We start from the raw sequence: 26412 nt of genomic DNA, 5'->3' as shown, positions 1-26412 counted from the left end.
GAGAGCAGCATGACAGACCAAACGGCCCACAAGAAGGCCGGAGAGCTCAGCCCGGAAGCGGTCGCAGACTATCTGCGGGACAACCCCGACTTCTTTGTTGAACAGGACGAACTCCTGCGGAGCCTGACACTGCCCCATGACAGCGGCCGTGCGATATCGCTGGTGGAGCGTCAGGTGCACCTGTTCCGTGAGCAGCGCGATACCCTCCGCCGCGAGCTGGTCGAGCTGGTCTCCATTGCCCGTCATAACGACCGGCTGTTCGAGAAAAGCAAACGGCTGTTGATGCAGGTAATCGAGGCCCGCAACCTGAATGACATGGCGGCGGCGATTGATGACAGTATTCGTGGCGACTTCGGCCTGGATGCGGCGTCAGTCATTCTGTTCACCGATTCCGAGCTACCAACAGCTGCGCAGGGTGCCCTGCATGTGGTCGCGCCGGAAGTGGCAAAAGCCCGGCTGGGTGGCCTTCTGGAGGGTGATCGCGCGGTGTGTGGCCAGTTCCGTGAAAGTGAGCGCAGTTTCCTGTTTCCTGACCGGGAAGAGCCGATTGCTTCAGTGGCGCTGGTGCCTCTAAGAACTGACGAACTGGTTGGGGTGTTCGCGGTTGGCAGCTGTGAAACCGGGTATTTCGACCAGAGCATGGGTTCACTGTTCCTGACCTATATCAGCGATACTCTCAGCCGGCTACTGCCACCCATCCTGCAGCGACATACCGCTGCGGTACCGGTGACTGACGTGGTGGCGGAGTCTCGCTGAGTATGACGGTCGCTGTTGGTGAGAGGGCCCCGGTTGCGGCGCTCTCGGAGCCGCTGGAAGGTTTCTTGCGTTACCTGGCATCGGAGAAACGGCACTCACCACGCACCTGCAGCAGTTACTGTGACGACCTCAAACGTTTCCTCGCCTGGGTAGAACAACAGCCATCCCCCGCCTGGCGGGCTGTGACAAGCCATGAGCTGCGGCGCTACGTCGCCCAGTTGAGCCGGGAAGGGCTCGGGGGGCGCAGTATCGCCCGTCACCTGTCCGCGATACGGCGCTTTTACGAATACCTGCTGCGGGAACACCTGGCCACTGATAATCCGGCCCTGGATATCCGCGCCCCGAAGGCGGGGCGTCGTCTGCCCAAGGTGGCGGACGTTGACCAGCTTAACCATCTGCTCGATGCCACCCCTGACGACCCGCTGGAAATTCGTGACCTGAGCATGTTTGAACTGATGTATTCATCCGGCCTGCGGTTGTCCGAGCTGGCCGGTCTGAACCTGCACTCGGTGGACCCTCGTGGCGGAGAAGTCCGGGTGCTGGGCAAAGGCAGCAAGGAACGCATCCTCCCCGTGGGACGCAAGGCGCTTGACGCGCTTGCCCGCTGGCTCGAAGTGCGGAAGGCCATAGCACCTGACGATGAGAGCGCCCTGTATGTAAGCCGGCGTGGAGACAGGCTGAGCACCCGCAGTATCCAGTCCCGGTTGAGCCGGTGGGGCCTGGCGAAAGGGGCGGACCAGCGTTTGCACCCTCATCTTTTACGGCACTCCTTTGCCAGTCATATGCTGGAATCCAGTGGTGACTTGCGGGCGGTGCAGGAGTTGCTGGGCCATGCCGACATAGCAACGACACAGGTCTATACCCATCTCGATTTCCAGCACCTGGCAAAGGTTTACGACCAGAGCCATCCCCGCGCCCGCCGTGGCCTGAAGAAAGGCAGGGAGAGCTAGATGTCATCGGATTCACCCTGGAAGGAAAAGTATCTGAGGGCGCTTGAACAATCGGAAGAGCGCGAGTTGCAGTGGGAGAGTGAAAGAAATCAGCTGCAGCGAATGCTGGTTCGTACCAGCCTGGCCTCCGAGGGACAGAATCCGGAGCTGGACCGTTTGCTTGCAGGTTTGCGCAGCGAATTGCGTAAAACATCTCCCGATTCCGGGAGCTGGCACAAGCTGCAGGACCGGATCGATCGCCAGGTATCCGAACTCGACGACCAGAAGGCCGAATCTGCCCGCCGGACCAGGACGACCCTTGAACACTTGTTGTCCGGGCTTCGCTCCAGTTCCCTGTTTGCGGGCAGCAAGGATCAACTGAAGGATCTGGAAAAACGGCTCCATAAACCGGAAACGCTGCAATTGTACTTTGCCGACTGGTTGTCGGACTTTGGTGTCGTTCTGGAGAAGGCACTGGCGGGCGGGCTGGCGGAAACCGGAGAGCAGGCGGCCAGGCCCGGCGTGTTGGGCCGGCTGTTCGGTTCCCGGGATTCCCGGCCGACGACAACGGAAGGGGGCGCCGATAGTGAGTCTGACAAACCATGCCGGGACGAATCGGAGCTGGACCAGGGTGGCGTGGAAGAGGCCAATCAGCGCCTGAGAATTGCCCGGCGGGTTGGCGAGTTGCTCGGGCACATGCTGGGTCAGGTAGCCCTGGAGCCGGCCTCCGAAGCCAGGGCCAAGCGGCTTCAGGAGTCACTGCTTAACAGTGACAACTGGGATGAATTACGTGAGGGCCTCAACGGTGTCGCGGAGCTGGTGATTGCTGCCGTTACCCGTAGCCAGAGGGAGTTTGAAGCCTTTCTTCGGCGGCTGGATGAGCGGCTGGAGTCATTGCGGCAGTGTTTTTCCGACCAGACCACTGCGCAGACCGGGCGCCTCAATGCCTCCGAAGCGCTGGATCGTGAAATCCGGGATGAACTGCAGACACTTGGCGAACAGGTGGAGTCCAGTGCCGATTTTGACCAGTTGAAGGCGTCAGTGGGGCAGCATCTGGAGTCGATCAGTGGCGCTGTTGAACGCTTCCGCACTCAGGAGACCGAACGTGAGAAGAACCTGTCACAACAGCTGGAATTGATGCACGAAAAACTCGCGGCGGTTGAAACGCACTCGGAGCAGGTGCGGGAAGAGCTGGCAGAAGAACGTCAGAAGGCGTTGAGAGACGTCCTCACCCAGTTGCCCAACCGGGAGGCCTGGCAGGAGCGCCTTGCCTTTGAGTACCAACGCTGGCAACGATACCGTCACCCCCTGACAGTCGGTGTGCTCGATATTGATTACTTCAAGCGGGTCAACGATTCCTACGGCCACAAGGCTGGTGACCGGGTCCTTCAACTGGTGGCCAAGGCCCTGAGTGACCGGCTGCGAACAACGGATTTCATTGCCCGGTTTGGTGGCGAGGAATTTGTGGTTCTGATGCCGGAGACGCCACCGGATATCGCCAGTTCGGTCCTCGACGGCATGCGCAAGCACATCGCGGCATTGCCGTTCCATTTCCGGGGTGACCCTGTGTCTGTCACCTTTTCCGCCGGGCTTGCGGAATTTGTTGAAGGAGATGACGAGGATGACGTTTTTGATCGCGCAGACAAAGCACTTTATCTGGCCAAGGACTCGGGGCGCGACAAGGTGGTCATCAGTGACGCATCAGCGCATCCAGTTCATCAATAATTTCCGCCCAGTCGGAGTCGTCTTCCAGGCCTTCTTCAAGGAATTGGGACTGGCTTTCGGACCAGAAGGGCGCATCCTGCAGCGCAATCTCGGAAGGAAGGGGTGAGTGTTTCGCAATGAAATCCTCGATGCTCTGTTTGTCAGCGGGCATACCAAGCTGCTCAAAAAGGGCGCTGAACGTGTGGTTGCTGGTGTCCATCGGAATGGTTCTCCCCGGGGTGGTCCCCGTTTTGTCGATGACTGCGGGTCTGCTTACGATAAAGCGGGTAAGCCGCTGAATGCAATCAGAAGAATTTACGGGTATGGTTCCCTGAACTGTAGCCAAACCGGTGAGGATATCCAGTGAGGGGCGCCTTTTATTTTCTGTTGCTAGTCAGTTGCCTTCTGGTTTCCGGTATGTCCGCCGCAGAGCCACCCCAGCCCTCACCGGCGCCGGTTCTGGGCAAGGAAGACCTGCAGTGGCTGCAGCAACGTGACGCCTTCCGCATTGGTGTCCGTGCCGCCCAGGTGCCTTTGGCGTTCGACACCGGGGAGGGGGAGCTGGCCGGCATATTCATCGACTACCTCAACCGGCTATCGGACAAATTGAAGGTGCCCGTTGAACCGGTTGCAGGCGACGAGGCGCAGCTGGAGGAATGGCTCAGGGACGGCACGCTGGATGCCAGGCTGACCACCCGCCTGGCCCGACAACCGGCGCCGTCTGATGTTGCCGTAACGTCGCCACTGATGAGTCTGACCTATGGCATTTTTGTCCACTCCGGGGATGCCGGCATCCGCAAGCTGGCTGACCTTGAAGGCGCACGCATTGCACTGATTACCAACGACTCCAATCAGTTTGCGTTGCTGGATCCAGTTGACCGTCTCTCCCCGGTACCCGTAGCCAGTATCAGTGAAGCGGTCAGTATGCTTCTGTCCGGCCAGGCTGATGCCTTCCTCGGGCCGGTTCCGGTGGTTTCCGATTACCTCCAGTCCGCCATGGTGAACGGAGTGGGGATGGCCACGCTGCTGAATCATCAGTCCGTGGACGCGGTACTTGAAGTCAAAGCGGGCGAAGACCAGATTTACCGGGTTCTCAACCAGGCCGTTCTCGCCATTGACCACAATGAGCATCGGACCATTCGCCAGTCCTGGCTGCAAACGGAGATACCCGAGCAGGATCCAACCGCCATCTCACTGTCTGCCAGCGAAAGTGAATTCCTCAAGCGTCATTCCGATCTGAAACTGGCCTTCCGGCCAGACTGGCCGCCGTTCGAGTTCACCCAGGATGGTCAGCCCACCGGGCTGGTGCCGGACCTGGTTACTCGCCTGGAAGAAAAGCTCAATATCCGTTTCAGTCGCGAAGTGATGACCGACAGTGCCAATGCCGAAGCGGCTCTGCGTTCCGGGGATGTGGACATCCTGCCGGCACTGTCCCGAACGCCCAGGGTGGAGGAGGAATTCCTTTTCAGCCGTGCCTATCTGACGGTGCCCATTGCCCTGGCGATCCGCGATGACGGGCGTTTTATTGGTGAGCTGCAGCAGCTCAGGGATGAAAAAGTAGGTGTGGTCAGTCGCCAGGCCGGGCATGATTACCTGCTGATCAACCATCCCAATCTCGACCTCTATCCGGTAACGTCCATTGAGGAAGGGCTGCTGGCATTGTCCAATGGTGACCTTGATGTGATGGTGACGCACATCCCGGCAGTGAGCTACACGGTGGCCAGGCTGGGGCTTTCAAATCTGCGGATTACCAGCATTACACCTTACCAGTACGAGCTGCGGTTCGCCGTCGACAAGGACCGGCCGGAACTGCAGCGCATCCTGAACAAGGCACTGGGCAGCCTGGATGCTGCTGAAACCGAGTCTATCTACAACCGCTGGATTCACCTGGATATCGAGCAGGAAACGGATTACACCGTGGTGCGCCGGATTGTGCTGATTGCCATCGTGGTAGTGCTGATTTTCCTGTACTGGAACCGCAAGCTGTCGCGGGAGGTGGACGAAAGAATCCGCTCGGAAAATGCCTTGCGCAGAAGTGAAGACGAGTTGCGGGCGGCGAAACTGGAAGCAGAGCGCCTGGCGCGGGAGGCAGAGGCAGCCAGCCTGACCAAGAGCGAATTCCTCGCCAATATGTCCCACGAAATCCGCACCCCGATGAATGCGGTCATCGGCTACAGCGATCTGCTCAGCAACACGGTGACGGACCCCCAGCAAAGAAATTACCTGGATGCCATTCGTGCCGGCAGTCGCAGCTTGCTGATGCTGATCAACGATATCCTTGATCTTTCCCGCATCGAGGCGGGGAAAATGCGGCTGGACTATTCGGCGGTGTCCGTGCGCCGCCTGCTGAGTGACGTACGGCATATATTTGATCTGAGAGCGACCGAGCAGGGGATATCACTTGAGGTCAGTGTTGATTCCAGAATGCCGGCGGCGATGATGCTGGATGAAACCCGGCTGCGTCAGGTGCTGTTCAATCTTGTGGGTAACGCGATCAAATTTACCCATGAGGGCGGTGTGACCGTTCGTGCCACTGCCACACCCCACAAATCTGCGGGTGGCGAGCCCCCCGGGGATGGCGACACCGACAAGCGCAGATGGTATCGCCTGATGGTAACGGTTGCGGACACCGGTATCGGTATTCCCCCGGGTCAACAGGAGCAGATCTTCGAAGCCTTTGAACAACAGGAAGGACAGAACAGCCGGCGTTACGGGGGCACCGGCCTGGGCCTGGCTATCAGCCGCAAGCTGGTACGAATGATGGGGGGCGAGCTGAAGGTTGAAAGTGAGCCGGGGGCAGGCTCCACCTTTACTGTCAGCCTGCCCCGGGTCGCAGTGACAGAGGAGCAGGCCGAGGAGGAGGGCACGCCGGAGGAGTCAGAGCGTTTGCTGGCCCAGACCCTGAGCATGCAGGAGCGTGGCTGGCTGCGGGAGCAGCTGGCCAGGGATTTCGGGAACGAATGGGAAACCGTACGGGAAAGCGGCGACCCGGAACAGATGACGGACTTTGCCTTGCGCTTGCTGGAATGGGGCAAGCGCTTCCGGTCGCCCTCTGTCACCCGTTACGGTGAGAAACTGCTGGCGGATGTTGAGGCTTTCAATCTGGACTCGGTGAACAGTGCGCTGGATGCATTTCCGCGCCTGCTGGGCCGGGATCAGTAGGGTCGCCTCAGAGACAGTCGTACTGGGACTGTCGGTCAAAGGCGACGGCGACCATGTCGTAACCGGAATTGGACAGGGACCGAATCAGTTCCCGGTCTTTCAGAAGCGCCATGCAGACCTTGTGGACACTGGCCTGTAACTGGTCGCTGGCAGGATCGGACTTGAAGCGGAAGTCCACCACCAGGTACTTGCGTTCAATGTGGGATGTCGTGGGTATATCCTCCCTCTCGATACTCTCATAGCCGATGTAGGTGGCCTGCTGGTCCGGAAAAATCCCGCTCAGCAGAAGGTCCAGATTGCTAGCCGCTGCGGGCTGCAAGGACATGGCCAGCAACAGAGCAAAGACGCCAGTGATGCATCTGATGGGCATGGAGTCACTCCTGTGATGTGAGTCCGTGGAGGTTTGTAAACATATGTAACATTTAGTTACTTATCATTATTGCAGAGTCCAGGCAGTTTTGCCTGATTGTTGCACACATTTTTCAATTGTTTGCAGTTTGCCCAAACACTGGACAGATAGCTGCAAGTTTCCGCAGCCCGCCAGGATCAACTATTATGATGAAAAACAGATGCAGTAAGAGGCAGGATCATGTTCCAGCTCGTTTTCAGAGGTGAGTGTACGCCGGGGACGGACCCGGCGACAGCCCGTAGTAATGCAAAAAACCTGTTCAAGGCCACGGTAGAACAGGTTGACCGCATGTTCAGCGGTCAGCCGGTGGTTATCCGCAACAAGCTGGAAGAGTTGCAGGCGGAAAAATACCGGGCGGTATTGCAAAAACACGGTATGGTGGCCTACGTGCAGCCAATGGAAGGTGCAGCGCCACCTCCGCCCTCCCGTCCGGCGCCAGCCACCAGGCCCCGGGCACAGGCGCAACCCGAACAGGCACCTGCGCAAGCCGCACCAGAACAGGCTGAGCCTGCATCTGCTGCGGGTAAACCGGCGTCATCCGTGGCCGTGGAGCCGGGTGATCGCTTGCCGGTGGCGGGTGAGAAAGTTGACTCGATCCTGTCCGGATCCGGGCTGACTCTTGATCCGGTCGGCGTAACCCTTGAGGAACACCGGGAGGCTCCGACCCCCATGTTTCAGCACCTGGACGACTGGACGCTGGCGCCACCGGGCACCGAACTGGGCGTCAAGCGAGACCTGCCGCCACCGGTCGTACCCGATGTATCCCACCTGTCGCTGGCAGACGAAGACCGCACGGACGACCAATAAACTACAGGCGGGATGATGTCGGCATTGAGATTACTGGTTCTGGTGGGTGTGGTGCTGGCCGGTATGCCGGCACTGGCCGATGCAGGGAGGCCAAAGGTAGGGCTGGTACTCAGCGGTGGTGGCGCCAAGGGCATGGCCCATGTCGGTGTGCTGCGAGTGCTGGAGGAACTGAAAATACCGGTGGATATCGTGGTGGGCACCAGCGCCGGCTCCGCGGTTGGTGCCCTTTATGCTTCCGGTATGAACGTTCACGAAATCGAAGAACGTTTTATCGATATGGACTGGGTGTCGAGCTTTCGCGATGACCCCGGCCGCGCCTACAAACCCGTCAGGCGCAAGAGCCAGGACTGGCGCTTTCCTGTGGCACCGGGCCTGGGTGTTCGCACGGATGGGCTTCATCTGGGTGGCGGCCTCATTGCCGGCCAGAACCTCGGCTTCATTCTCAACGAACTCACCCGCAGCGCCTCCCTGGTGGAAGATTTTGACAAGCTGGCGATTCCATTTCGTGCGGTTGCCACGGATCTGGAGACCGGAGAGCAGGTGGTCATCGGCAAGGGCAATCTGTCCGAGGCGATTCGTGCCAGCATGAGCGTTCCCGGTGTCTATGCCCCGGTCACGCTGGACGGGCGGCTGCTGGTGGACGGCGGTGTGGCCAATAACCTGCCGGTCAGTGTGGCCAGGGATCTTGGCGCCGAGATCATCATCGCTGTGGACATTACCGATCCGTTGCTGGAACGGGACGAGATTCGGGAAGCCTTTTCGGTGGTTGGTCAGCTCACCACCATGATGACGCGGCAGAATACCGAACGGCAGCTGAAGTTGCTGACTGACCGGGACATACTGATCCGGCCGGACCTGGAAGGCCTGTCATCGTCGGATTTCTACGAAGCGCTGGCGCTGTTCGAACTTGGTGCCAGCGGTGCCCGCAAACATGCCGGCGAGCTTCGCCATCTGAGCGTGAGTGACGAACAGTGGAATCGCTACCGCAGCCGGGTGTTGGGACATTCCTTCAGTCCGGGGCTGATCACTGGCGTGCGCTTTGATGATCATTCCCGTCTGGGGGGAAGTTTCCTGCGCCAGCGTATACGTCAGGAAACTGGCGAGCCACTGGATATGAATGCGCTTGAGGAAGATCTCAAGCGCATCTATGGCCTCGGCTACTACGAGACTGTCTCCTATTCCCTGGTGCCATCGGAGACGGGCGGAACCGATCTTGTAATCCAGGTCCGGGAAAAAAGCTGGGGGCCGAATTACCTCGCCTTCGGCCTGAACTACGAAGACAACTTCGAGAACGAAACCCGCTTCAATCTGGCGGCGTCGTTGCGTATGACCGGCCTCAACTCCCTGGGTGGCGAGTGGGCAACCGGGGTTCAGTTGGGTACCCAGCCATGGGTCCGGACCGAATGGTTCCAGCCCCTGGATTACGGGTTCAAGCGGTTCCTGACGGTGGGAGGGGAGTACTCCCGGGAGAGCCTGAGTGCGTTCGATGGCGACGGCGAGCGTATTACCGAGGTGGATATTACCAGCCGCCAGGTCGACCTTTCCCTGGGAACCGAGCTGGGGGTCAACGGTGAAATCCGCCTTGAGTACCAGCGGGGGGATGCCACTGTCGACGAGCAGGTCGGACAACCGGTGGCGCCGTCCGACTCAATCCAGAGTGGCAGCTTCAGCCTGCGGCTGGTCCACGACTCCCTGGACGACACCTTTCTTCCCGAATCCGGTGGTTTTGCGGGTATCCGCGGCCGTTTTGAGCGCCCGGGCCTCGGGTCTGACCGTAACTTTGATTCGGTCAGGGTCATGGCTCTGGGCACGGCAAGCTGGCACAAGACAAGCCTCACCGGTTTACTGTTCGCCAATACCGTGACCCGGGGTGTGGCCGGGATTGAGAACTCGGTGTTGCTGGGCGGGTTTCGTCGCTTGTCGGCTTACAGTCAGGGCGAGGTCGCCGGTGAGGATGCTGTCCTTGCCAGTGTCTTTGCCCGACAGGAGTTTGGGGGGCCCTTCGTACCCTGGTTTGCCGGGGTGGGTTTTGAATCCGGGAATGCCTGGTCCTCGCTGGGGGATGCCCGCTGGAACAATCTGCTGCACTCAGCCAGTGTGTTTGCCGGGGTTGAATCCTTTCTGGGGCCCCTTCAGATTGCCACGGCCTACAACAATGAGGACGATTGGAGCGCCTACCTGAGCCTGGGGTTTTCGTTTACCCGCCTGTTTGACTGACCAGCCGGACACAGGCAAGGGTCAGGCGGTGGCAGGGGTAGTGCCAATGGCTTCAAGAACCTGCTGGCATTGCTGTTCGGCGTACTTTGCCAGGATGTCCGCCATACGTTCCTCATCGTGGTCGCGGATAGCGTCGATGGATTCACGCACGTGTTGCAGGTTGTCCTCCAGCACACGATTCCCCCCACGCTGAAAAGCGACAAAGGCACAGCGCTTGGCTGACGGCCAGAGATCCTCGATGGCCGACACAATGAAATAATTGTCCGCATAGGCCAGCGATGCCTGGGTGTATTCGATGCCGAGCTCCAGGAACACCAGCAGATCATTGTTGTCGTGGCAGGCTTTCATTCGCTGATACAGGGATTCGAGCTTGTCCATGTCAGCGGGTTGCCACTGCCGCACCAGCTTGCGACCAGTATGGGTCAGGTACAGTTGCAGCACCTCGTAAAGACTCCGCACGAAAAACTCATCCAGCGGCGTGACGAAGGCCCCCTTGCGGGGAACGTTCTGCACCAGGTGGCGTTTTTCCAGCAACAGTAAACCTTCGCGGATCGAGCCGTGGCTGACGTCCATCTGTTTCGCCATGGCGCTTTCATATATTCGCTCGCCGGAACGAAGTTGGCCAAAGGCGATGAGGTTTTCAATGTGGCGTGCGACCTGTTCGGTCAGGGTCTCGCGGGGCTTGAATGTGGTCATGGTCCTGCTTCGTTACAGCGTGCTGGCTCAATGGTTCTGGAATACTCTCACATTCTCTCCGTCCGGAAAATGGTCACACCGAAACCGGCACCGCTGGTGCGCCCCGTTTCAGAGCAAGGGCGCTGCCAGCCGGATGGTTCTGCAGGCCAGGCGGAAAGGGATCGAGCGCTCACGGTAGTCCCTTTCGCTCATCAGGCGGCAGCTCGCCAGGTCCTGTTCCAGCATGTGCTCGATACCTTCAACAAAGTCGCCAGCGGTACAGATCGCGGTGATCTCGAAGTTCAACCGCATGGACCGGTTGTCCAGATTGGCCGTACCCAGGGCGGCGTAGCGATTATCCACCAGCACCATCTTCTGGTGCATGAAACCAGGCTGGTACTGGTAGATGCCGATACCGGCCCGGCATGCCTGGACCAGGTATGAGTACGCCGCAAGCCCGATCAGCCAGCTGTCGGACTTTTCCGGAATGATGATGCGCACATCCACCCCCCGTAGCGCCGCCAGCTGCAGGGCATTCATGATCTGGAAATCGGGCACGAAATAGGGTGAGGCAATCCAGAGGCGATCGCGGGCATTGTTGATGCAGTTCAGGAAAAACAGCGTGCAGGTTTCGTAAGTGTCGGCCGGCCCGGTGGGCAGAATCAGCACTTCCTGATCACCCCGTGCCGGCATGGAGGGTGTCCAGTTGAGCGTGGGAAATTCCCCGCTCGCCCAGTTCCAGTCTTCCAGCCAGGCCAGTTGCAGGCCGGTCACCGCCGGCCCGGTAATGCGGCAGTGGCTGTCGCGCCAGGGTTCCTCGTCCATGGCGGTACCCAGGTACTCATCACCCAGGTTGATACCGCCGACAAAGCCCACCTCCCCGTCGCAGACCAGAAGTTTGCGGTGATTGCGGAAATTCACCTGTAACCGCATACGGCGAAAATTACCGTCCCCGAAGGAAGCAATGTTGGCGCCAGCGGCGGCCAGTTCCCTGAGATATTTCCGGGGTAACCAGACACTGCCGATATCGTCATAGAGAAACCACACCTCCACACCCTGGGCGAGTTTGCGCTTCAGAATCGACTTGATGCGCTGGCCGATCTTGTCGGAGCGAACGATATAGAACTCCAGGAGGATATAGCGGCGGGCACTTTCCATAGCGTCAAACAGGGCGTCGAAGGTGGCTTCCCCGTCCTTCAACAAATCACATTGGTTGCCTTTGGTGAAGGGTTGCCGGCCCAGCTTGCAGAGCACCCGGAGTTCATCATCAAAATGCTCGTGGTCCCGCTGGCTGATGGACGCAGACTGTTGCTCATAGTGATTCAGCAGCTCGGTAAGGGCGGCATCGCCGGTGCGCCGTGCGTTCAGGTAGCCCCCAAAACGGTTGCGTCCGAACAGCAGGAACAGAGGGACGGCGATATAGGGCAGGCCTATCAGTGCCAGAACCCAGGCAAGGGCGCCCTGGGCCGTGCGGTAGGTCATCAGAATCCGGTAAATGCAGACGGCTGCAGTCAGATAGAGCAGCCCGATGGCAGCAGCGAGCCAGGAGACGTCGGGCAGGCTCATTCCGATATTTCCCCGCTTTCATTGGACTGGTGGCGGGCCCGGTACTGGGCCGGCGCCATCCCGGTCCAGCGTTTGAAGGCGCGGCTGAAGGCACTGAGCTCGGAAAAGCCCAGCAGGAAGGCGATTTCGCCAAGCGCGTAATGGTCCGCCGCTACGTAGCGCAGGGCCTTGTCCTTGCGCACCTCTTCCACCAGTTCGTGAAACCCCAGTCCTTCTTTCTTCAGACGCCGATACAGGGTCTGTCGGCTCATATGGCACTGTTTTGCCAGAGTGTCGGCATCGATGCGTTCGGTGGCCATCTGGCGGGATATCAGTCGCCGGATCTTGCGGCCAAAGGTGCGCCGGCCCTGAAGACGGGCCAGCAGCGAGTTGACCTGCTTGAGCACCGCGGAATAGACGTAGGGATTGCGGTGGGGAATCGGATGGCCCAGGTGCCGGCTGTCAAAGGCAAGGCGGGTGGTGCCGGAGCCGAAATAGATCCGTCCCCCCAGCAGGCGCCGGTATTCGTTGCTGTAGGACGGTTCCGGATGCGCAATCTCGGCCCACTCGGCAACGATAGAGGAGTGAATAAAGTGCCGGGTCCGGCACAGGGCGGCCGCCAGGGTCCGGTCCATGTCCTGACGGCAATAGTGCCCCGGCGAATCTGCTTGCCAGGTAAGAATGGCCTGGTCGCCGGCCTGCTCAAAACTCAGGGTAACCGATTCATTGATCAGCCGGTGCAGGCGAACATACTGGGTAACGGCCTCGCCCAGGGTGTCGCAGTTGAAGAACACATGGCCAACCAGTCCCATGCGGTCAGGATCGATCACCTGGCCGGCATGAAGTCCGACGGCCGGATCGCCGGTGGCCAGCTCTGCATGCTCCCAGAGGCGGTAGTGGTTTTCAGCGGGGATGCGAAGATCCGGATCGGTCAGCTCATTACGGCTGAACCCGGTGATTCTCTCCACGGTGGGGAGGTCGAGTACCCCTTGCAGGTCCAGATAGTGAACCAGTGCCAGCGTACTTGAAGCTGCAACCAGCGGCGATGTGGTGGCTTCTGCCTGGGGAGCGTTCACGGTCACCTTTGTTTAATGGTTAACAGGAATTCATCCGTGCTGATACAAAATGTCAAGCCTGTGGGACAGCGTGTCAATGGGTTGTCCCTGTAACAACGATAGCATTAAGTCACTGAGGATTCTTACCCAAGCGAATTGAGACAGGAGGTGTTTTCATGGATCTGGAAATTTTTGTACCCCATAACGAGCTTGAGCGTTCCAACATTGTCGCACTGGCTGAATACCTGAACAGCATGTACTACTGCTGATCAGCTCGCTCTGAAGCTGATCGAAAGACACCAACGTTTATGACCTGATGCCGGGGGAAACTCCGGCTTTTTTTCGTCTGCAGAATCTGTTCCGCCCGCCCCTTTGACCGCTTCCCCTTGTGCCTGTAGCCACCGATGGTAATGTAGTTCGTTTACCGGCATCACAGGAGACCCTGTCCATGAGTGTTGAACTCAACTACCGCATTACCGGCGATGGACCGCCACTGATTCTGCTGCACGGCCTGTTCGGTTCGCAGGATAACCTGGGTGGCATCAGCCGCCGGTTGCAGGACCAGTGGCAGATCCATGCTCTGGACCAGCGCAATCACGGCAGCTCTCCTCATACGGATACCATGGATTATCCCTCAATGGCGGACGATGTGCTGGCCTACATGGATGCCCGGGGGCTGGACAAAGCCGCCATCCTCGGTCACTCCATGGGCGGCAAGATCGCAATGCAGGTGGCACTCCAGGCTCCGGAGCGCGTTGAGCGGATTATTGTGGCGGATATCGCGCCGGTGACTTACCACCCCCGCCATGATGCCGTTCTGGAGGGGCTGAATGCCGTGGATCTGGGCGCCATCCGCTCGCGGCAGGATGCCGACAAGGTGCTGGCTGACTACGTGGAAGAACCCGGTGTCCGGCAGTTTCTGCTGAAAAACCTGGTGCGGGTAGCGGACGATGAGCGTAACGACTATCCCGGGCCTTATCGCTGGCGCCTTAACCTGCCAGTGATCGAACAGAGCTATTCGAAGCTCGCCCAGGCACCGGAAGGTGATGGCCCGTTCGAAGGCCCGGTATTGTTTATCAAGGGCGCTGACTCTGCCTACATTCAGGAGAAGCACCGCGATGAGATTCGCCGGCTTTTCCCCAATGCCGATCTGCGCATTATCTCTGGTACCGGGCACTGGCTGCACGCAGAAAAGCCGGACAGCTTTGCCGCACTGTGTCGTCGTTTTCTTGCCGACTAGGCCTTATGGCCTTGCCTGCGGCGTGGTTGCCAGTTTAGCCGGTGGCGGGGGTCTGGTAAGGTGACGAAATTGCATCTGACAGGAACAGGCATCATCTATGAAGTGGCTTCTGGGAGCGTTGCTGATCGGTTTTCTGGTGTTGGGCAGTTTTCTGTTGTCGCCTTCGCCCATAAACAGCCAGTCCTGGAAAGCTCCGTCCCCACAGCCACTGACCGGTGAGCTGGCCCCGAACGAACGCCTGAGGTTGGCAGATCTTCTGGCCAGGGGAGAAGTCTATGGCCCGGAAGATACTACCGTGGATGAAGAGGGTGTGCTCTACACCGGCACTCAGGACGGATGGATTGTCCGGGTCTGGCCGGACGGACGGGTCGAGAAATGGCTCGAAACCGGGGGACGGCCGCTGGGAATGGTGTTTGACCGCCAGGGCAATCTCATAGTGGCGGATTCCTGGAAGGGGCTGTTGTCCATCGCCCCGGACAAGTCCGTCACCCTGCTGACGCGGGAAGCGGAGGGCCTGCCCTTCCGCTTTACCGACGATGTGGATATTGCCCCGGACGGCAGGATCTATTTCACCGACGCCAGCTCCCGTTTCCGTCAGCCGGATTACGTGCTGGACCTGCTGGAAATGCGTCCTCACGGGCGTCTTCTTCGCTATGACCCGCGCACGCAAAAAACCGAGGTGCTGCTGAGCAACCTGCATTTTGCCAACGGGGTGGCGGTGTCGCCGGATGGTGAGTACGTGCTGGTCAACGAAACCTGGAAGTACCGCATCCTCAAGTACTGGATAGGCGGCCGCGACCCCGGCCAGGCCGAGGTGTTCGCCGATAATCTGCCGGGTTTTCCCGACAACCTGGCGGTCGACAGTGAAGGCCGCTACTGGGTAGCCTTTCCCACCCTGAGAAACCCGCAGGTTGACGCCATGCACCGGCAGCCCTGGCTCAAGGACCTGTTGGCCAAGCTGCCCGACTATTTTTTGCCAGAGCCCCAGGAGTACGGGCTGGTTGTGGCAATGGACGAACAGGGCGGGGTGATTACCAGCCTTCACGACACCCGCGGTACCCATCTGCAAGAGATAACCTCGGTTAACCCTCACGATGGTTACCTCTACTTTGGTTCACTTCACAATGACCGCATTGGCCGGTTAGCGTTATCGGCCATTCCGGGCCTGGGAGACAGCAACGATGAGTGATGGCAATCCGGTGAGTTGGGATCTTCCCGAACCCTTCACCATGACCATTGTCGTGCGTGATGAGGATACCGACAGGTTGGGCCACGCCAATAACGTGGTGTACGTGCGCTGGCTCGAGGAGATCAGCTGGCAGCATATCGAGAGCCTGGGAATGACCTGGGAATTGCACGAAAAGACCGGCAAGGCCATGGCCATTACCCGTACGGAAATTGATTACCTGGCGGCCGCCAACGCCGGCGATCGTCTGGTACTGGGTACCTGGCTGACCGGGTTTGACGGTCGCTTTCGCTCAGCGCGCCAGTTCCAACTGGTCCGGGAATCTGACGGCAAGACCCTGGTACGGGCGGTATCTACCCACGCCTGCGTCAATCTGAAGAGCCAGCGGCCCTCGCGCATGCCTGCTGAATACGCTGACATTCTCGGTGGCGCCATGGTGCCGGGTGGTCGCGGCTTTGATGCCAGCTTTAATTCCACACCGTGAAGTTTCTGCTAGTCTGAACAAATGATTCTGTCCTGTCCCTGAAGCTGTCTGGAGAACATCATGGAAAACACCGTTGATCCCAATGCTGGCAACGCCATGCGCCGAGTCGTCTATGACCGCTTTGGTGATGCCGACGTCCTCCGGGTTGAATCCTCCGCAATCCCGGAGCCGGGTGCCGAGGAAGTGCTGTTCAGGGTGGCCGGTGCCGGGCTGAATCCCATCGACTGGAAAACCCGCAAAGGGCTGGGATTCGTCGCCCGGCAGATTGAAGACCGCCTGCCCTGGACCCCGGGCTTTGACGCCGCCGGCGAAGTGATTGCCGTGGGCCAGGATGTCACCACCCTGGTGCCCGGTGACCGGGTAATGGGCATGGTAGGGTTTCCTGCCGGCGGCGGGGGCTACTCTGAGTATGCCGTTGCCCGCGCCGACGAGCTGGCCGTTGTGCCGGAAGAACTGGACCTGGTAACGGCAGGCGCCTTGCCCCTGGCCGCGCTGACCGCCTGGCAGGCGCTGTTCGAAGTGGCGGAACTGGAAGCGGGCCAGAAAGTACTGATTCACGCCGGCGCCGGCGGAGTGGGGCATTTTGCGGTCCAGTTTGCACTGGAGCGGGGTGCCCATGTCATCGCGACTGCATCAGCAAGCAACCGCGATTTTCTGGCCGCCTTCGGTGTGCATGAGGTGATTGATTACCACACCACCGATGTGGTGGACGAATGCTACGGCCTGGACGTGGTGCTGGACCTGGTGGGTGGCGAGGCCGGCAAGCGTTCCCTGCATACCCTTAGCGAGCATGGCGTGCTGGTGACCATTCCCACGGTAACGGCCGACGAGATCATCACGGCAGCGGAAGCGCTGGGGCTAAGGGCCCACGGCATGACGGTCCGCCCTGATGTCTTTCATCTTGATGAGATCGCCGAACTGATCGAGGACGGCGACGTGCGGGTTCACATTGACGAGACCTTCACGCTGGATCAGGTGGCCGATGCTCATCGCATGCTGGAGGGCGGACACGTCAGGGGCAAACTGGTGCTCGACTGCCGTAGCCGCTGACTCCCTCACGCCAACCCAGGCCAAGCCCCTCAGGCCGGAGCCGGTTCGGGGGCTTCTCCGGTATCCCGCTCCTTGCGCTCCTTTCTTGCCTGGGGCGGTACCAGGCTGACCAGCGTCCAGTCTTTCTCCGGCTTGATGCTATCCATGCTTTTTACGGGCGTGATGTGCCCGCGGGTGTCCAGAACAAACAGCACCATGGCCTGGCGGTCGTATTTCTCCAGAAAGTCGTCAAACGTGAACTCGTCACTGAGCTGGGTTGTTTTCACCGAATACCCCTGGCTGGCCAGGCTGGCTAGCTTGGCGTAGCTCACTCCGCCAAACAGCCCCCGGGTCATCTGGATTTTCTCGGCGGTCTGGTGCCTGGCTTTCTGGTCCTGGTCGCCTTCGGCCAGTGTCAGCACCGAGTTCTTTCCGAACCAGTCCAGGAAGTGATAGGTGGCCAGCGAGTTCATGTGCTTGTAAGGGGAGATCACCAGCAGGTTGCCAATGCCGGTCAGGTCAAGATGGGTAGACGCATGCTCGGAGACCGGGTTACCGAAGTACACCTGCAGGTCTTCCATCCGTGCCTGCTTGACGTTTTCCCAGTTGGTATCGGCCAGGGTGACCGGCACCTCCAGTTTTTTCAGTGCCAGGCCGATTTTCCGTGCCACCGGGTTGGCGCCCAGGATCAGGAAGCCGTAGGCGGCTGGTTCGGCCACCCCCAGCAGCTTGGCCAGCGGCCGCGCGGTGAGGCTCTGCAGGGTGACGGTGGCAATGATCAGCATGAAGATCAGGGGTACCAGGGCACCGGCACTCTCGTAGCCCAGCTCCTGTAACTGGAACGCGAACAGGGCGGATACCGCCGCGGCCACGATGCCCCTGGGAGCAATCCAGCTCAGAAACAGCTTGTCGCGCCAGTTGAGACTGGTGCCGATAGCCGACAGAAAAATGCTCACCGGGCGCGCCACCAGCATCAGCAGCGCAAGCACGACCACCAGGCCCCAGCCCAGTTGGGCAATGGCTGCAAACTCGACCCGTGCGGCGAGGATGATGAACAGGGCCGAGATCAGCAGCACACTCAGGGATTCCTTGAATTCCAGAATCGCGTCGATGGGCACCTGCTTCATGTTGGCCATCCAGATGCCCATGACGGTGACCGTCAGCAGGCCCGATTCGTGAGCCATTTCATTGGACAGGGCATAGGCGCCGAGCATGAAGGTCAGGGTGCCGGCGTTATGCAGGTATTGGGGCAACAGGTGCTTGCGCAGGGCAATGCCGTTGAGCCAGCCCGCCGCGGCGCCAAGCAGGAAGCCCACCGCCAGGGTTTTGCCGAAGATGTACATGGAATGGCCGAAAACATTGCCCTGGCCCCAGGACACGATGCCCTCGAATACCAGAACCGCCAGCAGGGCGCCCACCGGGTCGATGATAATGCCTTCCCAGCGCAGGATGTTGGCGAGCTTGGCGTTCGGCCGCACGGATCGCAGCAGAGGAGCGATAACCGTTGGTCCGGTGACGATGGAAATGGCACCGAACAGCAGCGCCACCTCCCAGGACACATCCAGGATCCAGCGTGCGGCCAGGGTGCCGATAACACAGGTGACAACGGAGCCGACGGGAATCAGATTGCGAACCATCTTGCCGTGGCCACGGATTTCTTCGTACCGGAGCGTCAGGCTGCCCTCGAACAGGATGATGGCCACTGCCAGGGAAATGACCGGGAACAGCAGGTCTCCGAACACCTGCTCCGGATTCAGAAAGCCCAGCAGCGGGCCTGCCGCAATACCGCCGGCCAGCAGGAACAGGATGGCCGGCATGCGAACCCGCCAGGCGAGCCACTGGCAGAACAGGGAAAGCACACCAATGCAGGCAAGTAGAAAAACGGTGCTGACGGTCATAATGGCTTCAGTTCCATTGAGTCATGGGTTAGTTCTGTTGTTCGGCAGGGGAGGTTACTGAGGTGTCGGATTCCGCCTTGCGTGCGAGCCTGGCAAGTAGCCGGGCTGCTGCAAAAAAACCGAAACTGGCGGTCACCGGGCTGGCGGCGCCAAATCCTGAGGCGCAATCCAGCCTCACCGGGCCTTCGGTGGCCGGTTTCTGGAGGCAAACCTCACCGTCCCCAGCAGGATACGTGAGCTGTTCAAGGGAGTACACGGCTTCGATTCCGAAACGGCGCTTGGGATTGTGAGAGAAACCATACTCCCGTCGCAGCAGATTACGAACCTTGGCCAGAAGTGGATCCTGCGTGGTCTTGCTGAGGTCACTGACGCGGATCTGGGTCGGGTCCATCTGGCCGCCGGCACCGCCAGCACAAATCAGCGCAATCTTCCGCCGCTGGCAGTGGGCAATCAGCGCAGCCTTGGCTTTGACGCTGTCGATGGCGTCAACCACCCCTGACATCTCGGGGGTGATCAGTTCACTGACGTTTTTGGTATTCAGGAACCCGAAGTGGACCCGGATATCGGCTTCCGGATTGATCCCCCGCAGGCGTTCCGCCATGGCGTCGGTTTTGGTACGGCCATACTGGCCTGTCAGAGCGTGGAGCTGACGGTTGGTATTGGAAACGCAAATGTCGTCCATGTCGATCAGTGTCAGCGTGCCGATACCGGAGCGGGCCAGGGCCTCGGCTGCCCAGGAACCGACACCGCCGAGGCCGACTATGGCAATGTGGGCGTGACGGAAGCGCTCCAGGGCCCTGCGACCATACAGTCGCTCAATGCCGCCGAAGCGGAAGTGGAAATCGTCACCCGTCATACTGCATCTCCGCCCAAAAGCCACGATTGTAACCCAGCCCTGCCGGCTGTCTCTAATCGGGGTAAGTCAGGGTGTCGGGAAACGGCGATTGCCGGGCATAAAAAAAAGGCCACGCAAGAGCGTGGCCTGTAAGTATGTGCCCAACCCGACGGGGGGTGGGCCGGACTAGTTCAGAGACACTAATCAACGTATTCAGTATCGTTTATAAGCGTGCTGTCCGGAAGGTCAGTGCTTGACAAATATCAGTCATTTCCGGCCATAGTTTCTGGGTTGGCCTGAAAAGCCGCTCACGCCGCCCAGTGATCGTCCTCGAAGGCCATGAGCGACCCCTTTCCGCTCTCGATGTCCTGCGGTAGCCACTGGATCTCCGGCAGTAGCTTCTCGAAGTAAAAGCGGGCCGAGACCAGTTTGCCTTCCAGGAGCGGTTTGTTGCCTTCGCCGGCATCCAGCTGCGCCCGCGCCACGCCTGCCATGCGGGACCAGAGGTAGGCGATGACGGTCAGCGCCATCAGGCGCAGGTAAGGCGTTGCGGCCGCTCCGGCCTGCTCCGGATCCTTGGGAGCATGGCTGGCGATCCACATCGTGGCCGACTCCAGCGACTTTATGGCACCCTTCAGCTCCTCCCGGTGCGGCGCTTCCGGGTTTTCCGTGAGGTAGCCGGTCAGTTCCGCAAACAGGGTGCGTACCAGCTGACCGCCCTTGAGGCTGAGCTTGCGGCCCACAAGGTCCATCGCCTGGATGCCATTGGTGCCTTCATAGATGCGGGCGATACGGCCATCCCGTACCAGCTGCTCCAGCGGCCAGTCAGTGGTGAAGCCGGAGCCGCCCAGCACCTGCAGGCCGGTGTTGGCGTTGTTGAAGCCTTCGTCGGTGAGGAAGGATTTCACCACCGGGGTCAACAGCTGAACAAGGTCATCCGCCGATTCGCGAACCGCCTCGTCACCGTGGGCTACCGACAGGTCCAGCTTGAGGCCAGTAAACAGGGCCAGGGCCCGCATGCCTTCATTGAGCACCTTCTGGCGCATCAGCATGCGGCGCACGTCCGGGTGCACGATGATCGGGTCCGCCGGGCCGTCCGGGTTCCTGGGACCACTCAGGGAGCGGCTCTGCAGACGCTCGCGGGCAAAGCCCAGGCTTTCCTGGTAGGCCATCTCAGCCAGTCCCAGGCCCTGCATGCCCACCATCAGGCGGGCTTCGTTCATCATGGTGAACATGGCGCGCATGCCGTCATTGGGCTCGCCTACCAGCCAGCCTTTGGCACCCTCGAAGTTCATCACGCAGGTGGCAGATCCCTTGATGCCCATCTTGTGTTCCAGGCCACCGCAGAAGGCGGGGTTGCGCTCGCCGGAATCCGGCAGCACCTTGGGCACCACGAACAGGGATATACCCTTGGTGGTGTCCGGCGCGCCGGGGAGCTTGGCCAGTACCAGGTGCACAATGTTGTCCACCAGGTCATGTTCGCCACCGGTGATCCAGATCTTGGTGCCTTCGATCGAATAGGAGCCATCATCATTGGGAGTGGCGCGGGTACGGATCAGTCCCAGGTCGGTACCGCACTGGGGTTCGGTCAGGCACATGGTGCCGGTCCACTGGCCGGAGATGAGCTTTTCCAGGTAGGTGTCTTTCAGTTCGTCGGAACCATGGGCAAAAAGGGCGCTGATGGCCCCGTGGGTCAGGCCCGGGTACATACCCAGGGACAGGTTGGTGGAACACACCATCTCATCCACCACGAACTTCAGGGTATGGGGCAGACCCTGACCGCCGTATTGCAGTGGTGCGTCCAGTGCCGTCCAGCCGCCCTCGACGAATTTGGTGTAGGCCTCGCGGAAGCCATCCGGAGTAGTAACGTCATGGGTTTCCGGGTTGTACTGGCAGCCCTGGCGGTCACCGACCTGATTGGTGGGCTGGATCACTTCCGCTGCCAGTTTTCCGGCCTCGTCGATGACTGCCGAAATCAGGTCAGGGGTGGCGTCTGCGTACTTTTCCAGTTCATGGAGCTTGTCAGCGCCAAGGACATCAAACAGCAAAAAGCGAAGGTCATTCGCCGGGGCCTGGTATTGCATGGAAGTCTCTCCTCAATGCAGCAAGTGGTGTCAACGCCTGTATTCATACGCCCGTTTTAATCTTCGGTTCACTGCAGCGACCGGTCTGAAGCCGTAAATATTCGTATTTATCCCATAGTTTCACTTGATAGACGGAATGCTGGCTGGGAGTTGCCATGAAGCAGGTGTTGATTGCCGGAATATCCGGCGCTATTGGCCACGCCCTGGCCGAACGACTGTTGGAACGGGATTCCCGGGTTTCGGTGGTGGGGCTGTGCCGCAATCCATCATCGGTTGCTTTCAGCGACGGGCAGTCAGGCCGGGTCTCACTGATTCCGTGGGACGCAGCTGAAAAAGACAGCGCCCGGACAGCAGCAGAAAAGCTCAAGGAGGTTGTGCCGGAAGAGGCGGGACTGGACACCTTGATCTATGCCGCGGGGATACTGCATGGTCCGGGAATGACTCCGGAAAAGCGACTGGAGGATCTGGATGCAGAGGCCTTCGCCCATGCTTTTTCGGTGAACGCCACCGGTTTTGCCATGCTGGTTCAGGCCATCTCTCCCTGGCTTCGTCATCGGCGCTTCAAACGTATAGTGGCGGTATCTGCCAAGGTTGGTTCCATAACCGATAATGGGTTTGGTGGCTGGTATGCCTACCGAAGCTCCAAGGCAGCGCTCAATATGTTGGTGCGCAACCTGTCCATTGAATTGCCCAGGAAATACCGTCCGCTGGCCTGTGTAGCCGTGCATCCGGGAACCACATTGTCGCCACTGAGCAGGCCTTTTGCCCGTTCACTGGCGCAGCTACAGGTTTACGAGCCGGGAGAAACGGCGGAAAACATCCTGGATGTGGCAGAGGGTTTAACAGAGAACGACAGCGGAACCTTCCTGAGTTGGGATGGTTCCGCTATTCCATGGTGACGGGGAAAGCGTTGAGACGGCGAACCGTCTCACCGTATAAAGGGGTTCAGCAACCGGGTGAAAGTGCCGGTGAGTTTGACCGGCGCACTCAATACCGACAGCGTAATGCAATCTTCACAGCCAACGGCGACAGGCTTGTGTTCATCTTCCTGGTTGAGAACGACAAAGTCCCACTGATTGAACACACCTTTCTGGTCTGCAAAGGCTCCCTGGAGCACGATGGTGGTTTCGTCGCCGCGGTGGGTGTGAACCGGGGCCTTGCCGCCAGCGGCCAGCTTCTGCAATACAACCTGCTCGCTCTGGCCCGGGAACCGTTCGCTGATGTCCAGTACGCTGACATCGCCCAGTTGACGCTTCCAGGGCAGGTCGTTCAGGTTATCGCCCAACAGTTTCTGGAGCGGGCTCATGCGTTTGGCCTGGGTCTGGATGTACTTTTCGGTCATGTCCGGCTCGCTGTCGATACGCGACAGGATGGAGTCAAACATGTCCGATGACACACCCACCTGGGGCTGACTTTCCATCATCACCGCACCCAGGCTGTCGAGCGTATCAACGCGGCTGCGGCAGTGAGGGCACTGATCCAGATGAAGGCGAATGCACAACGCGTGGGGCTCACTGAGGTTGCCCGCGCTGTATTCCATCAGAGTTAACGTGTCTGGGTGATGCCGTGTCATACGTTCTGGTCCTGCAATATCACTTTCAGTTTGTTCAATGCCAGGCGAACCCGGCTTTTTACGGTACCCAACGGTATATTAAGCTCGTCGGCCACCATCTGGTGTGACTTGCTTTCCATGTAAACCTTGGCAATAACGGTGATCTGTTCTTCCGGGAGTTGGCTGAGAGATTCTCTCACCCGACGCTCGGACATCAGGCGATGCAGTGATGTAACCGGCTCATCATCGTTTTCGCCGGGAATCTGCCACAGATCTTCGGTCTCGACCGGCATCTCTGCGCTGGTGCGCTTCATCTTGCGCAGCATGTCGATGCGCTGATTACGTGCGATGGTGAAGATCCAGGTGGATGCGGCAGCCTTGCGCCAGTCATAGAGACACGAACGACGCCAGATGGACACGAACACTTCCTGGACCAGCTCTTCGGCATGACTCGCCAGGCCGTTAGCCATGGCGTAGTACTTGATCTGCGGGCCAAAATGCTCGAACAGGGCATGATAGGCCTGACGGTCCTGGTTCTTGCCCACCTTCTCCAGCATCTGGCTCCAGGGGTCCTTGCGGCCCTCGGCCCGTGCCGGCTTCTGATCCAGTGTGGTCACCGGACGCTCCTTGACTGTCGCATGATTAGAAATTGTTCTGTTCATCATTCTATGCACTCGCCCCGGGTTTGTCAGTCACGATATGTACGGGGCGGGCAGACAGCCGGATCAGCCCGGGTCTGTTTTTCGTGAATTATTTTTCGTTGGCGGGAGTCCGTTATTCCTCCAGGTAGGTGTAGCCCTCAAGACCGCTGCCAAGCTCTTCCAGCAGGCTGGCCTGTTCGTCATCCGGCAGCCCGCTGGCGGCAAACTTCTGCTGATAGGCCCGCAGCAGGGCAGCGGGTTCAAAGTTAACGTACTGCAGTACCCTGGCCACGGTATCGCCGTGGATCGGCTCGCTCACGGTGTGGCCGCCGCCGGCGTTGCGTCGCACATCCACCGAGTGGGTGTCGCCGAACAGGTTGTGCATGTCGCCGAGGATTTCCTGGTAGGCACCGGTCATGAAAAAGCCCATCAGCATGGGTTCCTCCGGCGTCTCTTCCGGTAGCGGGAAGGTAGTTTCAATACCCTGGCCGTCCACGTAGCGGTCGATGCGCCCGTCGGAGTCACAGGTAATGTCCTGGATAACCGCACGCCGGGTCAGGGGGCGATTGAGCCCGTTGATGGGCATGATCGGGAAAATCTGGTCGATGCCCCAGACATCCGGCAGCGACTGGAACAGTGAGAAGTTCACAAACAGCTTCTCCGCCAATTTCTCATTGAGCTCATCAATAATCTCCCGGTGCGCGCGATTATCGGAGTTCAGCTGGTTCCGGAGTGCCCGGCAACAGGTGGTGTAGAGCGTTTCTGCCCTGGCGCGATCGGCCAACGACAACAGACCATGAGCAAACTGCGTGTGGACGTCCGCCATGGCATGGAGTACGTCGTGGTAAATCTCCGCCAGCGAGCGGGGGGAGCGTGCATCCTGAAGGCTCTCCAGATCCCGCCACAGGTCCTGAAGCGGCGCCGGAGCATCACTGACCGGTTGCTCCGGCCTGCGCTTGTCGGGCACCTCGCGGTCAATCACGTTGGTGACCAGCACCGAATGGTGAGCCGTCAACGCCCGGCCCGATTCGCTGATCAGGTTGGGATGGGGGATGCCAGCCCGGTCGCACTCCGACTGCAGTATATGGATCACGTTGTAGGCATACTCCTGCACGCTGTAGTTCATGGAGCAACTGCTGCGGGACCGGGTGCCTTCATAATCCACACCAAGGCCCCCGCCGATATCCACCGTGCCAACCGGCGCACCCATCTGGCGCAATTCGCTGTAGAAGCGCGCACATTCCCGCAGCCCGGTCTGGATGTCGCGGATGTTGGCAATCTGCGAACCCAGGTGGAAATGCAGCAACTGCAGGGATCCCAAAGCTCCGGCTCCGCGCAGTGTTTCAACCACATCCAGCACCTGGCTGGCGGAAAGACCGAATTTCGACTTTTCCCCGCCGGTATTCTGCCAGTTCCCCTTTCCGATGGTGGCCAGTCGTGCACGAACACCAATCAACGGTGTCACTCCGAGACGGCGGGCCTGCTCCAGAATCAGCGGCAGCTCGGACTGTTTCTCCACCACGATAAACACCCGGTGTCCCAGCTTTTGTCCGATCAGTGCCAGACGGATGTATTCCCGGTCCTTGTACCCGTTGCAGACGATGACCGACCCGGGCTGCTGAGATAACGCCAGAACCGCCATCAGTTCCGGCTTGCTGCCCGCTTCAAGACCGATCTGGTTATCCCTGGCAGCCGGCTCTGCACATAGCAGTTCCTCGACCACTCGCCGCTGCTGGTTCACCTTGATGGGATAGACGGCCGTGTAAGCGCCCTGGTAGCCCTGTTCCTGCGCCACTTTGTTGAAGGCACCACACAGCTTGTTGACCCGGTCGTGGAGGATGTCGGTGAAACGGATCAGCACCGGCAATTGCACCCCGTTGCTGACCAGTGAGCGGGTCAGGTCGGGCAGGTTGATGTCCTCACCACTTTGGCCCCGGTCCGGCCGGATCAGCACCTCACCGCGGGCATTCACATCGATATAACCATCACTCCAGTGGGCGATGTTGTACACCTCGTGGGCGGCACTGCCGGTCGGTTCACTCATGGAGCTGTCCTGTGCTGAATCCGGAGCCGGCACGGTGCCGGCTTATGGCCGTCATTGTATGGATTCCACCGGCCTGCTGAAAGAACCGCGCGGGAAAAACCATGGCCCGACGCGATGATAGTCCTTTAGGTGTGGCAACTCCCCACCTACAATACCCTCA

At 59.6% G+C, this 26412-nt stretch carries 22 protein-coding genes; 11 read left to right on the top strand and 11 right to left on the bottom strand.

The features are described from left to right. The first annotated feature begins 9 nt into the window (after window positions 1-9). The 3 genes from QPL94_RS18670 to QPL94_RS18660 are packed head-to-tail and all read left to right on the top strand — an operon-like array spanning window position 10 to window position 3410. On the top strand, window positions 10-756 hold the full coding sequence (locus tag QPL94_RS18670) for a DUF484 family protein (RefSeq protein ID WP_137437067.1): 747 nt from the start codon (window positions 10-12) through the stop codon (window positions 754-756). Between the two features lie 2 nt (window positions 757-758). Further along, window positions 759-1706 carry a tyrosine recombinase XerC gene (xerC, locus tag QPL94_RS18665; protein ID WP_285359438.1) on the top strand — a complete coding sequence of 316 codons (948 nt, stop codon included), beginning with the start codon at window positions 759-761 and terminating at the stop codon, window positions 1704-1706. Continuing rightward, window positions 1707-3410 carry a GGDEF domain-containing protein gene (locus tag QPL94_RS18660; protein WP_285359437.1) on the top strand — a complete coding sequence of 568 codons (1704 nt, stop codon included), beginning with the start codon at window positions 1707-1709 and terminating at the stop codon, window positions 3408-3410. It abuts the gene before it with no gap. Here the strand turns inward: QPL94_RS18660 and QPL94_RS18655 are convergent. Continuing rightward, window positions 3376-3609 (bottom strand): DUF2789 domain-containing protein, encoded by a 234-nt coding sequence (locus tag QPL94_RS18655; protein WP_285359436.1) that lies wholly within the window; start codon window positions 3607-3609, stop codon window positions 3376-3378. The genes QPL94_RS18660 and QPL94_RS18655 overlap by 35 nt on opposite strands. Before the next feature lie 197 nt (window positions 3610-3806). On the opposite strand from QPL94_RS18655, the gene QPL94_RS18650 reads away from it, so the two are divergent. After that, entirely contained in the window at window positions 3807-6551 is a 2745-nt protein-coding gene (locus QPL94_RS18650) for a transporter substrate-binding domain-containing protein (RefSeq protein WP_285359435.1), read from the top strand. Between the two features lie 7 nt (window positions 6552-6558). On the opposite strand, the gene QPL94_RS18645 is transcribed toward QPL94_RS18650, so the two are convergent. After that, window positions 6559-6921 (bottom strand): hypothetical protein, encoded by a 363-nt coding sequence (locus QPL94_RS18645; RefSeq protein ID WP_285359434.1) that lies wholly within the window; start codon window positions 6919-6921, stop codon window positions 6559-6561. 219 nt (window positions 6922-7140) lie between these two features. Here QPL94_RS18645 and QPL94_RS18640 point away from each other — a divergent pair, with 219 nt between their 5' ends. Then, entirely contained in the window at window positions 7141-7767 is a 627-nt protein-coding gene (locus QPL94_RS18640; protein WP_285359433.1) for a hypothetical protein, read from the top strand. A 15-nt stretch (window positions 7768-7782) separates the two neighbouring features. Then, on the top strand, window positions 7783-9984 hold the full coding sequence (locus tag QPL94_RS18635) for a patatin-like phospholipase family protein (protein ID WP_285359432.1): 2202 nt from the start codon (window positions 7783-7785) through the stop codon (window positions 9982-9984). A 21-nt stretch (window positions 9985-10005) separates the two neighbouring features. Here QPL94_RS18635 and QPL94_RS18630 read toward each other — a convergent pair whose 3' ends face one another. The 3 genes from QPL94_RS18630 to QPL94_RS18620 all read right to left on the bottom strand — a co-directional run bounded on the left by QPL94_RS18630 (window position 10006) and on the right by QPL94_RS18620 (window position 13286). Then, a complete protein-coding gene (locus QPL94_RS18630) occupies window positions 10006-10680 on the bottom strand; it encodes a GntR family transcriptional regulator (protein WP_137437075.1) in 675 nt (224 codons plus the stop codon). Window positions 10681-10788: 108 nt separating this feature from the next. Then, a complete protein-coding gene (gene cls / locus QPL94_RS18625) occupies window positions 10789-12225 on the bottom strand; it encodes a cardiolipin synthase (protein ID WP_502881563.1) in 1437 nt (478 codons plus the stop codon). Next, window positions 12222-13286 carry an AraC family transcriptional regulator gene (locus QPL94_RS18620; protein WP_502881562.1) on the bottom strand — a complete coding sequence of 355 codons (1065 nt, stop codon included), beginning with the start codon at window positions 13284-13286 and terminating at the stop codon, window positions 12222-12224. Before QPL94_RS18620 ends, cls begins: the two co-directional genes overlap by 4 nt. A 421-nt stretch (window positions 13287-13707) precedes the next feature. On the opposite strand from QPL94_RS18620, the gene QPL94_RS18615 reads away from it, so the two are divergent. From QPL94_RS18615 to QPL94_RS18600, 4 genes are all read left to right on the top strand, one after another. Then, a complete protein-coding gene (locus QPL94_RS18615; RefSeq protein WP_285359430.1) occupies window positions 13708-14499 on the top strand; it encodes an alpha/beta fold hydrolase in 792 nt (263 codons plus the stop codon). 97 nt (window positions 14500-14596) lie between these two features. Beyond that, window positions 14597-15688 carry an SMP-30/gluconolactonase/LRE family protein gene (locus QPL94_RS18610; protein ID WP_285359429.1) on the top strand — a complete coding sequence of 364 codons (1092 nt, stop codon included), beginning with the start codon at window positions 14597-14599 and terminating at the stop codon, window positions 15686-15688. Continuing rightward, window positions 15681-16169 (top strand): acyl-CoA thioesterase, encoded by a 489-nt coding sequence (locus QPL94_RS18605; protein WP_285359428.1) that lies wholly within the window; start codon window positions 15681-15683, stop codon window positions 16167-16169. The genes QPL94_RS18610 and QPL94_RS18605 overlap by 8 nt, the downstream gene beginning before the upstream one ends. A gap of 60 nt (window positions 16170-16229) precedes the next feature. Further along, window positions 16230-17219, top strand: a complete 990-nt coding sequence (locus QPL94_RS18600) for an NADP-dependent oxidoreductase (RefSeq protein WP_285359427.1) — start codon at window positions 16230-16232, stop codon at window positions 17217-17219. A 29-nt stretch (window positions 17220-17248) separates the two neighbouring features. Here QPL94_RS18600 and QPL94_RS18595 read toward each other — a convergent pair whose 3' ends face one another. The 3 genes from QPL94_RS18595 to QPL94_RS18585 all read right to left on the bottom strand — a co-directional run bounded on the left by QPL94_RS18595 (window position 17249) and on the right by QPL94_RS18585 (window position 22015). Next, complete coding sequence (locus QPL94_RS18595) at window positions 17249-19096, bottom strand: cation:proton antiporter (RefSeq protein ID WP_285359426.1); 1848 nt, start codon at window positions 19094-19096, stop codon at window positions 17249-17251. 28 nt (window positions 19097-19124) lie between these two features. Further along, the gene (gene tcdA, locus QPL94_RS18590; protein ID WP_285359425.1) at window positions 19125-19952 is read right to left on the bottom strand and encodes a tRNA cyclic N6-threonylcarbamoyladenosine(37) synthase TcdA; all 828 of its coding nucleotides are present in this window, start codon (window positions 19950-19952) and stop codon (window positions 19125-19127) included. A gap of 287 nt (window positions 19953-20239) precedes the next feature. Then, on the bottom strand, window positions 20240-22015 hold the full coding sequence (locus QPL94_RS18585; protein ID WP_285359424.1) for an acyl-CoA dehydrogenase C-terminal domain-containing protein: 1776 nt from the start codon (window positions 22013-22015) through the stop codon (window positions 20240-20242). 155 nt (window positions 22016-22170) lie between these two features. On the opposite strand from QPL94_RS18585, the gene QPL94_RS18580 reads away from it, so the two are divergent. Then, on the top strand, window positions 22171-22914 hold the full coding sequence (locus QPL94_RS18580) for an SDR family oxidoreductase (RefSeq protein WP_285359423.1): 744 nt from the start codon (window positions 22171-22173) through the stop codon (window positions 22912-22914). Window positions 22915-22943: 29 nt separating this feature from the next. Here the strand turns inward: QPL94_RS18580 and QPL94_RS18575 are convergent, their stop codons facing one another. The 3 genes from QPL94_RS18575 to speA all read right to left on the bottom strand — a co-directional run bounded on the left by QPL94_RS18575 (window position 22944) and on the right by speA (window position 26252). Beyond that, window positions 22944-23588 (bottom strand): ChrR family anti-sigma-E factor, encoded by a 645-nt coding sequence (locus tag QPL94_RS18575; RefSeq protein ID WP_285359422.1) that lies wholly within the window; start codon window positions 23586-23588, stop codon window positions 22944-22946. Next, complete coding sequence (locus tag QPL94_RS18570; RefSeq protein ID WP_137437086.1) at window positions 23585-24184, bottom strand: sigma-70 family RNA polymerase sigma factor; 600 nt, start codon at window positions 24182-24184, stop codon at window positions 23585-23587. Before QPL94_RS18570 ends, QPL94_RS18575 begins: the two co-directional genes overlap by 4 nt. A 157-nt stretch (window positions 24185-24341) precedes the next feature. Further along, window positions 24342-26252, bottom strand: a complete 1911-nt coding sequence (speA, locus tag QPL94_RS18565) for a biosynthetic arginine decarboxylase (protein ID WP_285359421.1) — start codon at window positions 26250-26252, stop codon at window positions 24342-24344. Window positions 26253-26412: the final 160 nt, after the last annotated feature.

It is taken from the genome of Marinobacter sp. SS13-12 (assembly GCF_030227115.1).
GTDB lineage: Bacteria > Pseudomonadota > Gammaproteobacteria > Pseudomonadales > Oleiphilaceae > Marinobacter.
This window is presented reverse-complemented; position numbering and strand designations above follow the sequence as displayed.

Coding starts and splice junctions, on each gene's coding strand:
- QPL94_RS18605 (WP_285359428.1), top strand. CDS start 15,681: ATGAGTGATGGCAATCCGGTGAGTTGGGATCTTCCCGAACCCTTCACC.
- QPL94_RS18580 (WP_285359423.1), top strand. CDS start 22,171: ATGAAGCAGGTGTTGATTGCCGGAATATCCGGCGCTATTGGCCACGCC.
- QPL94_RS18575 (WP_285359422.1), bottom strand. CDS start 23,588: ATGACACGGCATCACCCAGACACGTTAACTCTGATGGAATACAGCGCG.
- QPL94_RS18595 (WP_285359426.1), bottom strand. CDS start 19,096: ATGACCGTCAGCACCGTTTTTCTACTTGCCTGCATTGGTGTGCTTTCC.
- QPL94_RS18650 (WP_285359435.1), top strand. CDS start 3,807: ATGTCCGCCGCAGAGCCACCCCAGCCCTCACCGGCGCCGGTTCTGGGC.
- speA (WP_285359421.1), bottom strand. CDS start 26,252: ATGAGTGAACCGACCGGCAGTGCCGCCCACGAGGTGTACAACATCGCC.
- QPL94_RS18610 (WP_285359429.1), top strand. CDS start 14,597: ATGAAGTGGCTTCTGGGAGCGTTGCTGATCGGTTTTCTGGTGTTGGGC.
- QPL94_RS18630 (WP_137437075.1), bottom strand. CDS start 10,680: ATGACCACATTCAAGCCCCGCGAGACCCTGACCGAACAGGTCGCACGC.
- cls (WP_502881563.1), bottom strand. CDS start 12,225: ATGAGCCTGCCCGACGTCTCCTGGCTCGCTGCTGCCATCGGGCTGCTC.
- QPL94_RS18670 (WP_137437067.1), top strand. CDS start 10: ATGACAGACCAAACGGCCCACAAGAAGGCCGGAGAGCTCAGCCCGGAA.
- QPL94_RS18645 (WP_285359434.1), bottom strand. CDS start 6,921: ATGCCCATCAGATGCATCACTGGCGTCTTTGCTCTGTTGCTGGCCATG.
- xerC (WP_285359438.1), top strand. CDS start 759: ATGACGGTCGCTGTTGGTGAGAGGGCCCCGGTTGCGGCGCTCTCGGAG.
- QPL94_RS18640 (WP_285359433.1), top strand. CDS start 7,141: ATGTTCCAGCTCGTTTTCAGAGGTGAGTGTACGCCGGGGACGGACCCG.
- QPL94_RS18615 (WP_285359430.1), top strand. CDS start 13,708: ATGAGTGTTGAACTCAACTACCGCATTACCGGCGATGGACCGCCACTG.
- QPL94_RS18635 (WP_285359432.1), top strand. CDS start 7,783: ATGTCGGCATTGAGATTACTGGTTCTGGTGGGTGTGGTGCTGGCCGGT.
- QPL94_RS18660 (WP_285359437.1), top strand. CDS start 1,707: ATGTCATCGGATTCACCCTGGAAGGAAAAGTATCTGAGGGCGCTTGAA.
- QPL94_RS18600 (WP_285359427.1), top strand. CDS start 16,230: ATGGAAAACACCGTTGATCCCAATGCTGGCAACGCCATGCGCCGAGTC.
- QPL94_RS18655 (WP_285359436.1), bottom strand. CDS start 3,609: ATGGACACCAGCAACCACACGTTCAGCGCCCTTTTTGAGCAGCTTGGT.
- QPL94_RS18585 (WP_285359424.1), bottom strand. CDS start 22,015: ATGCAATACCAGGCCCCGGCGAATGACCTTCGCTTTTTGCTGTTTGAT.
- tcdA (WP_285359425.1), bottom strand. CDS start 19,952: ATGACGGGTGACGATTTCCACTTCCGCTTCGGCGGCATTGAGCGACTG.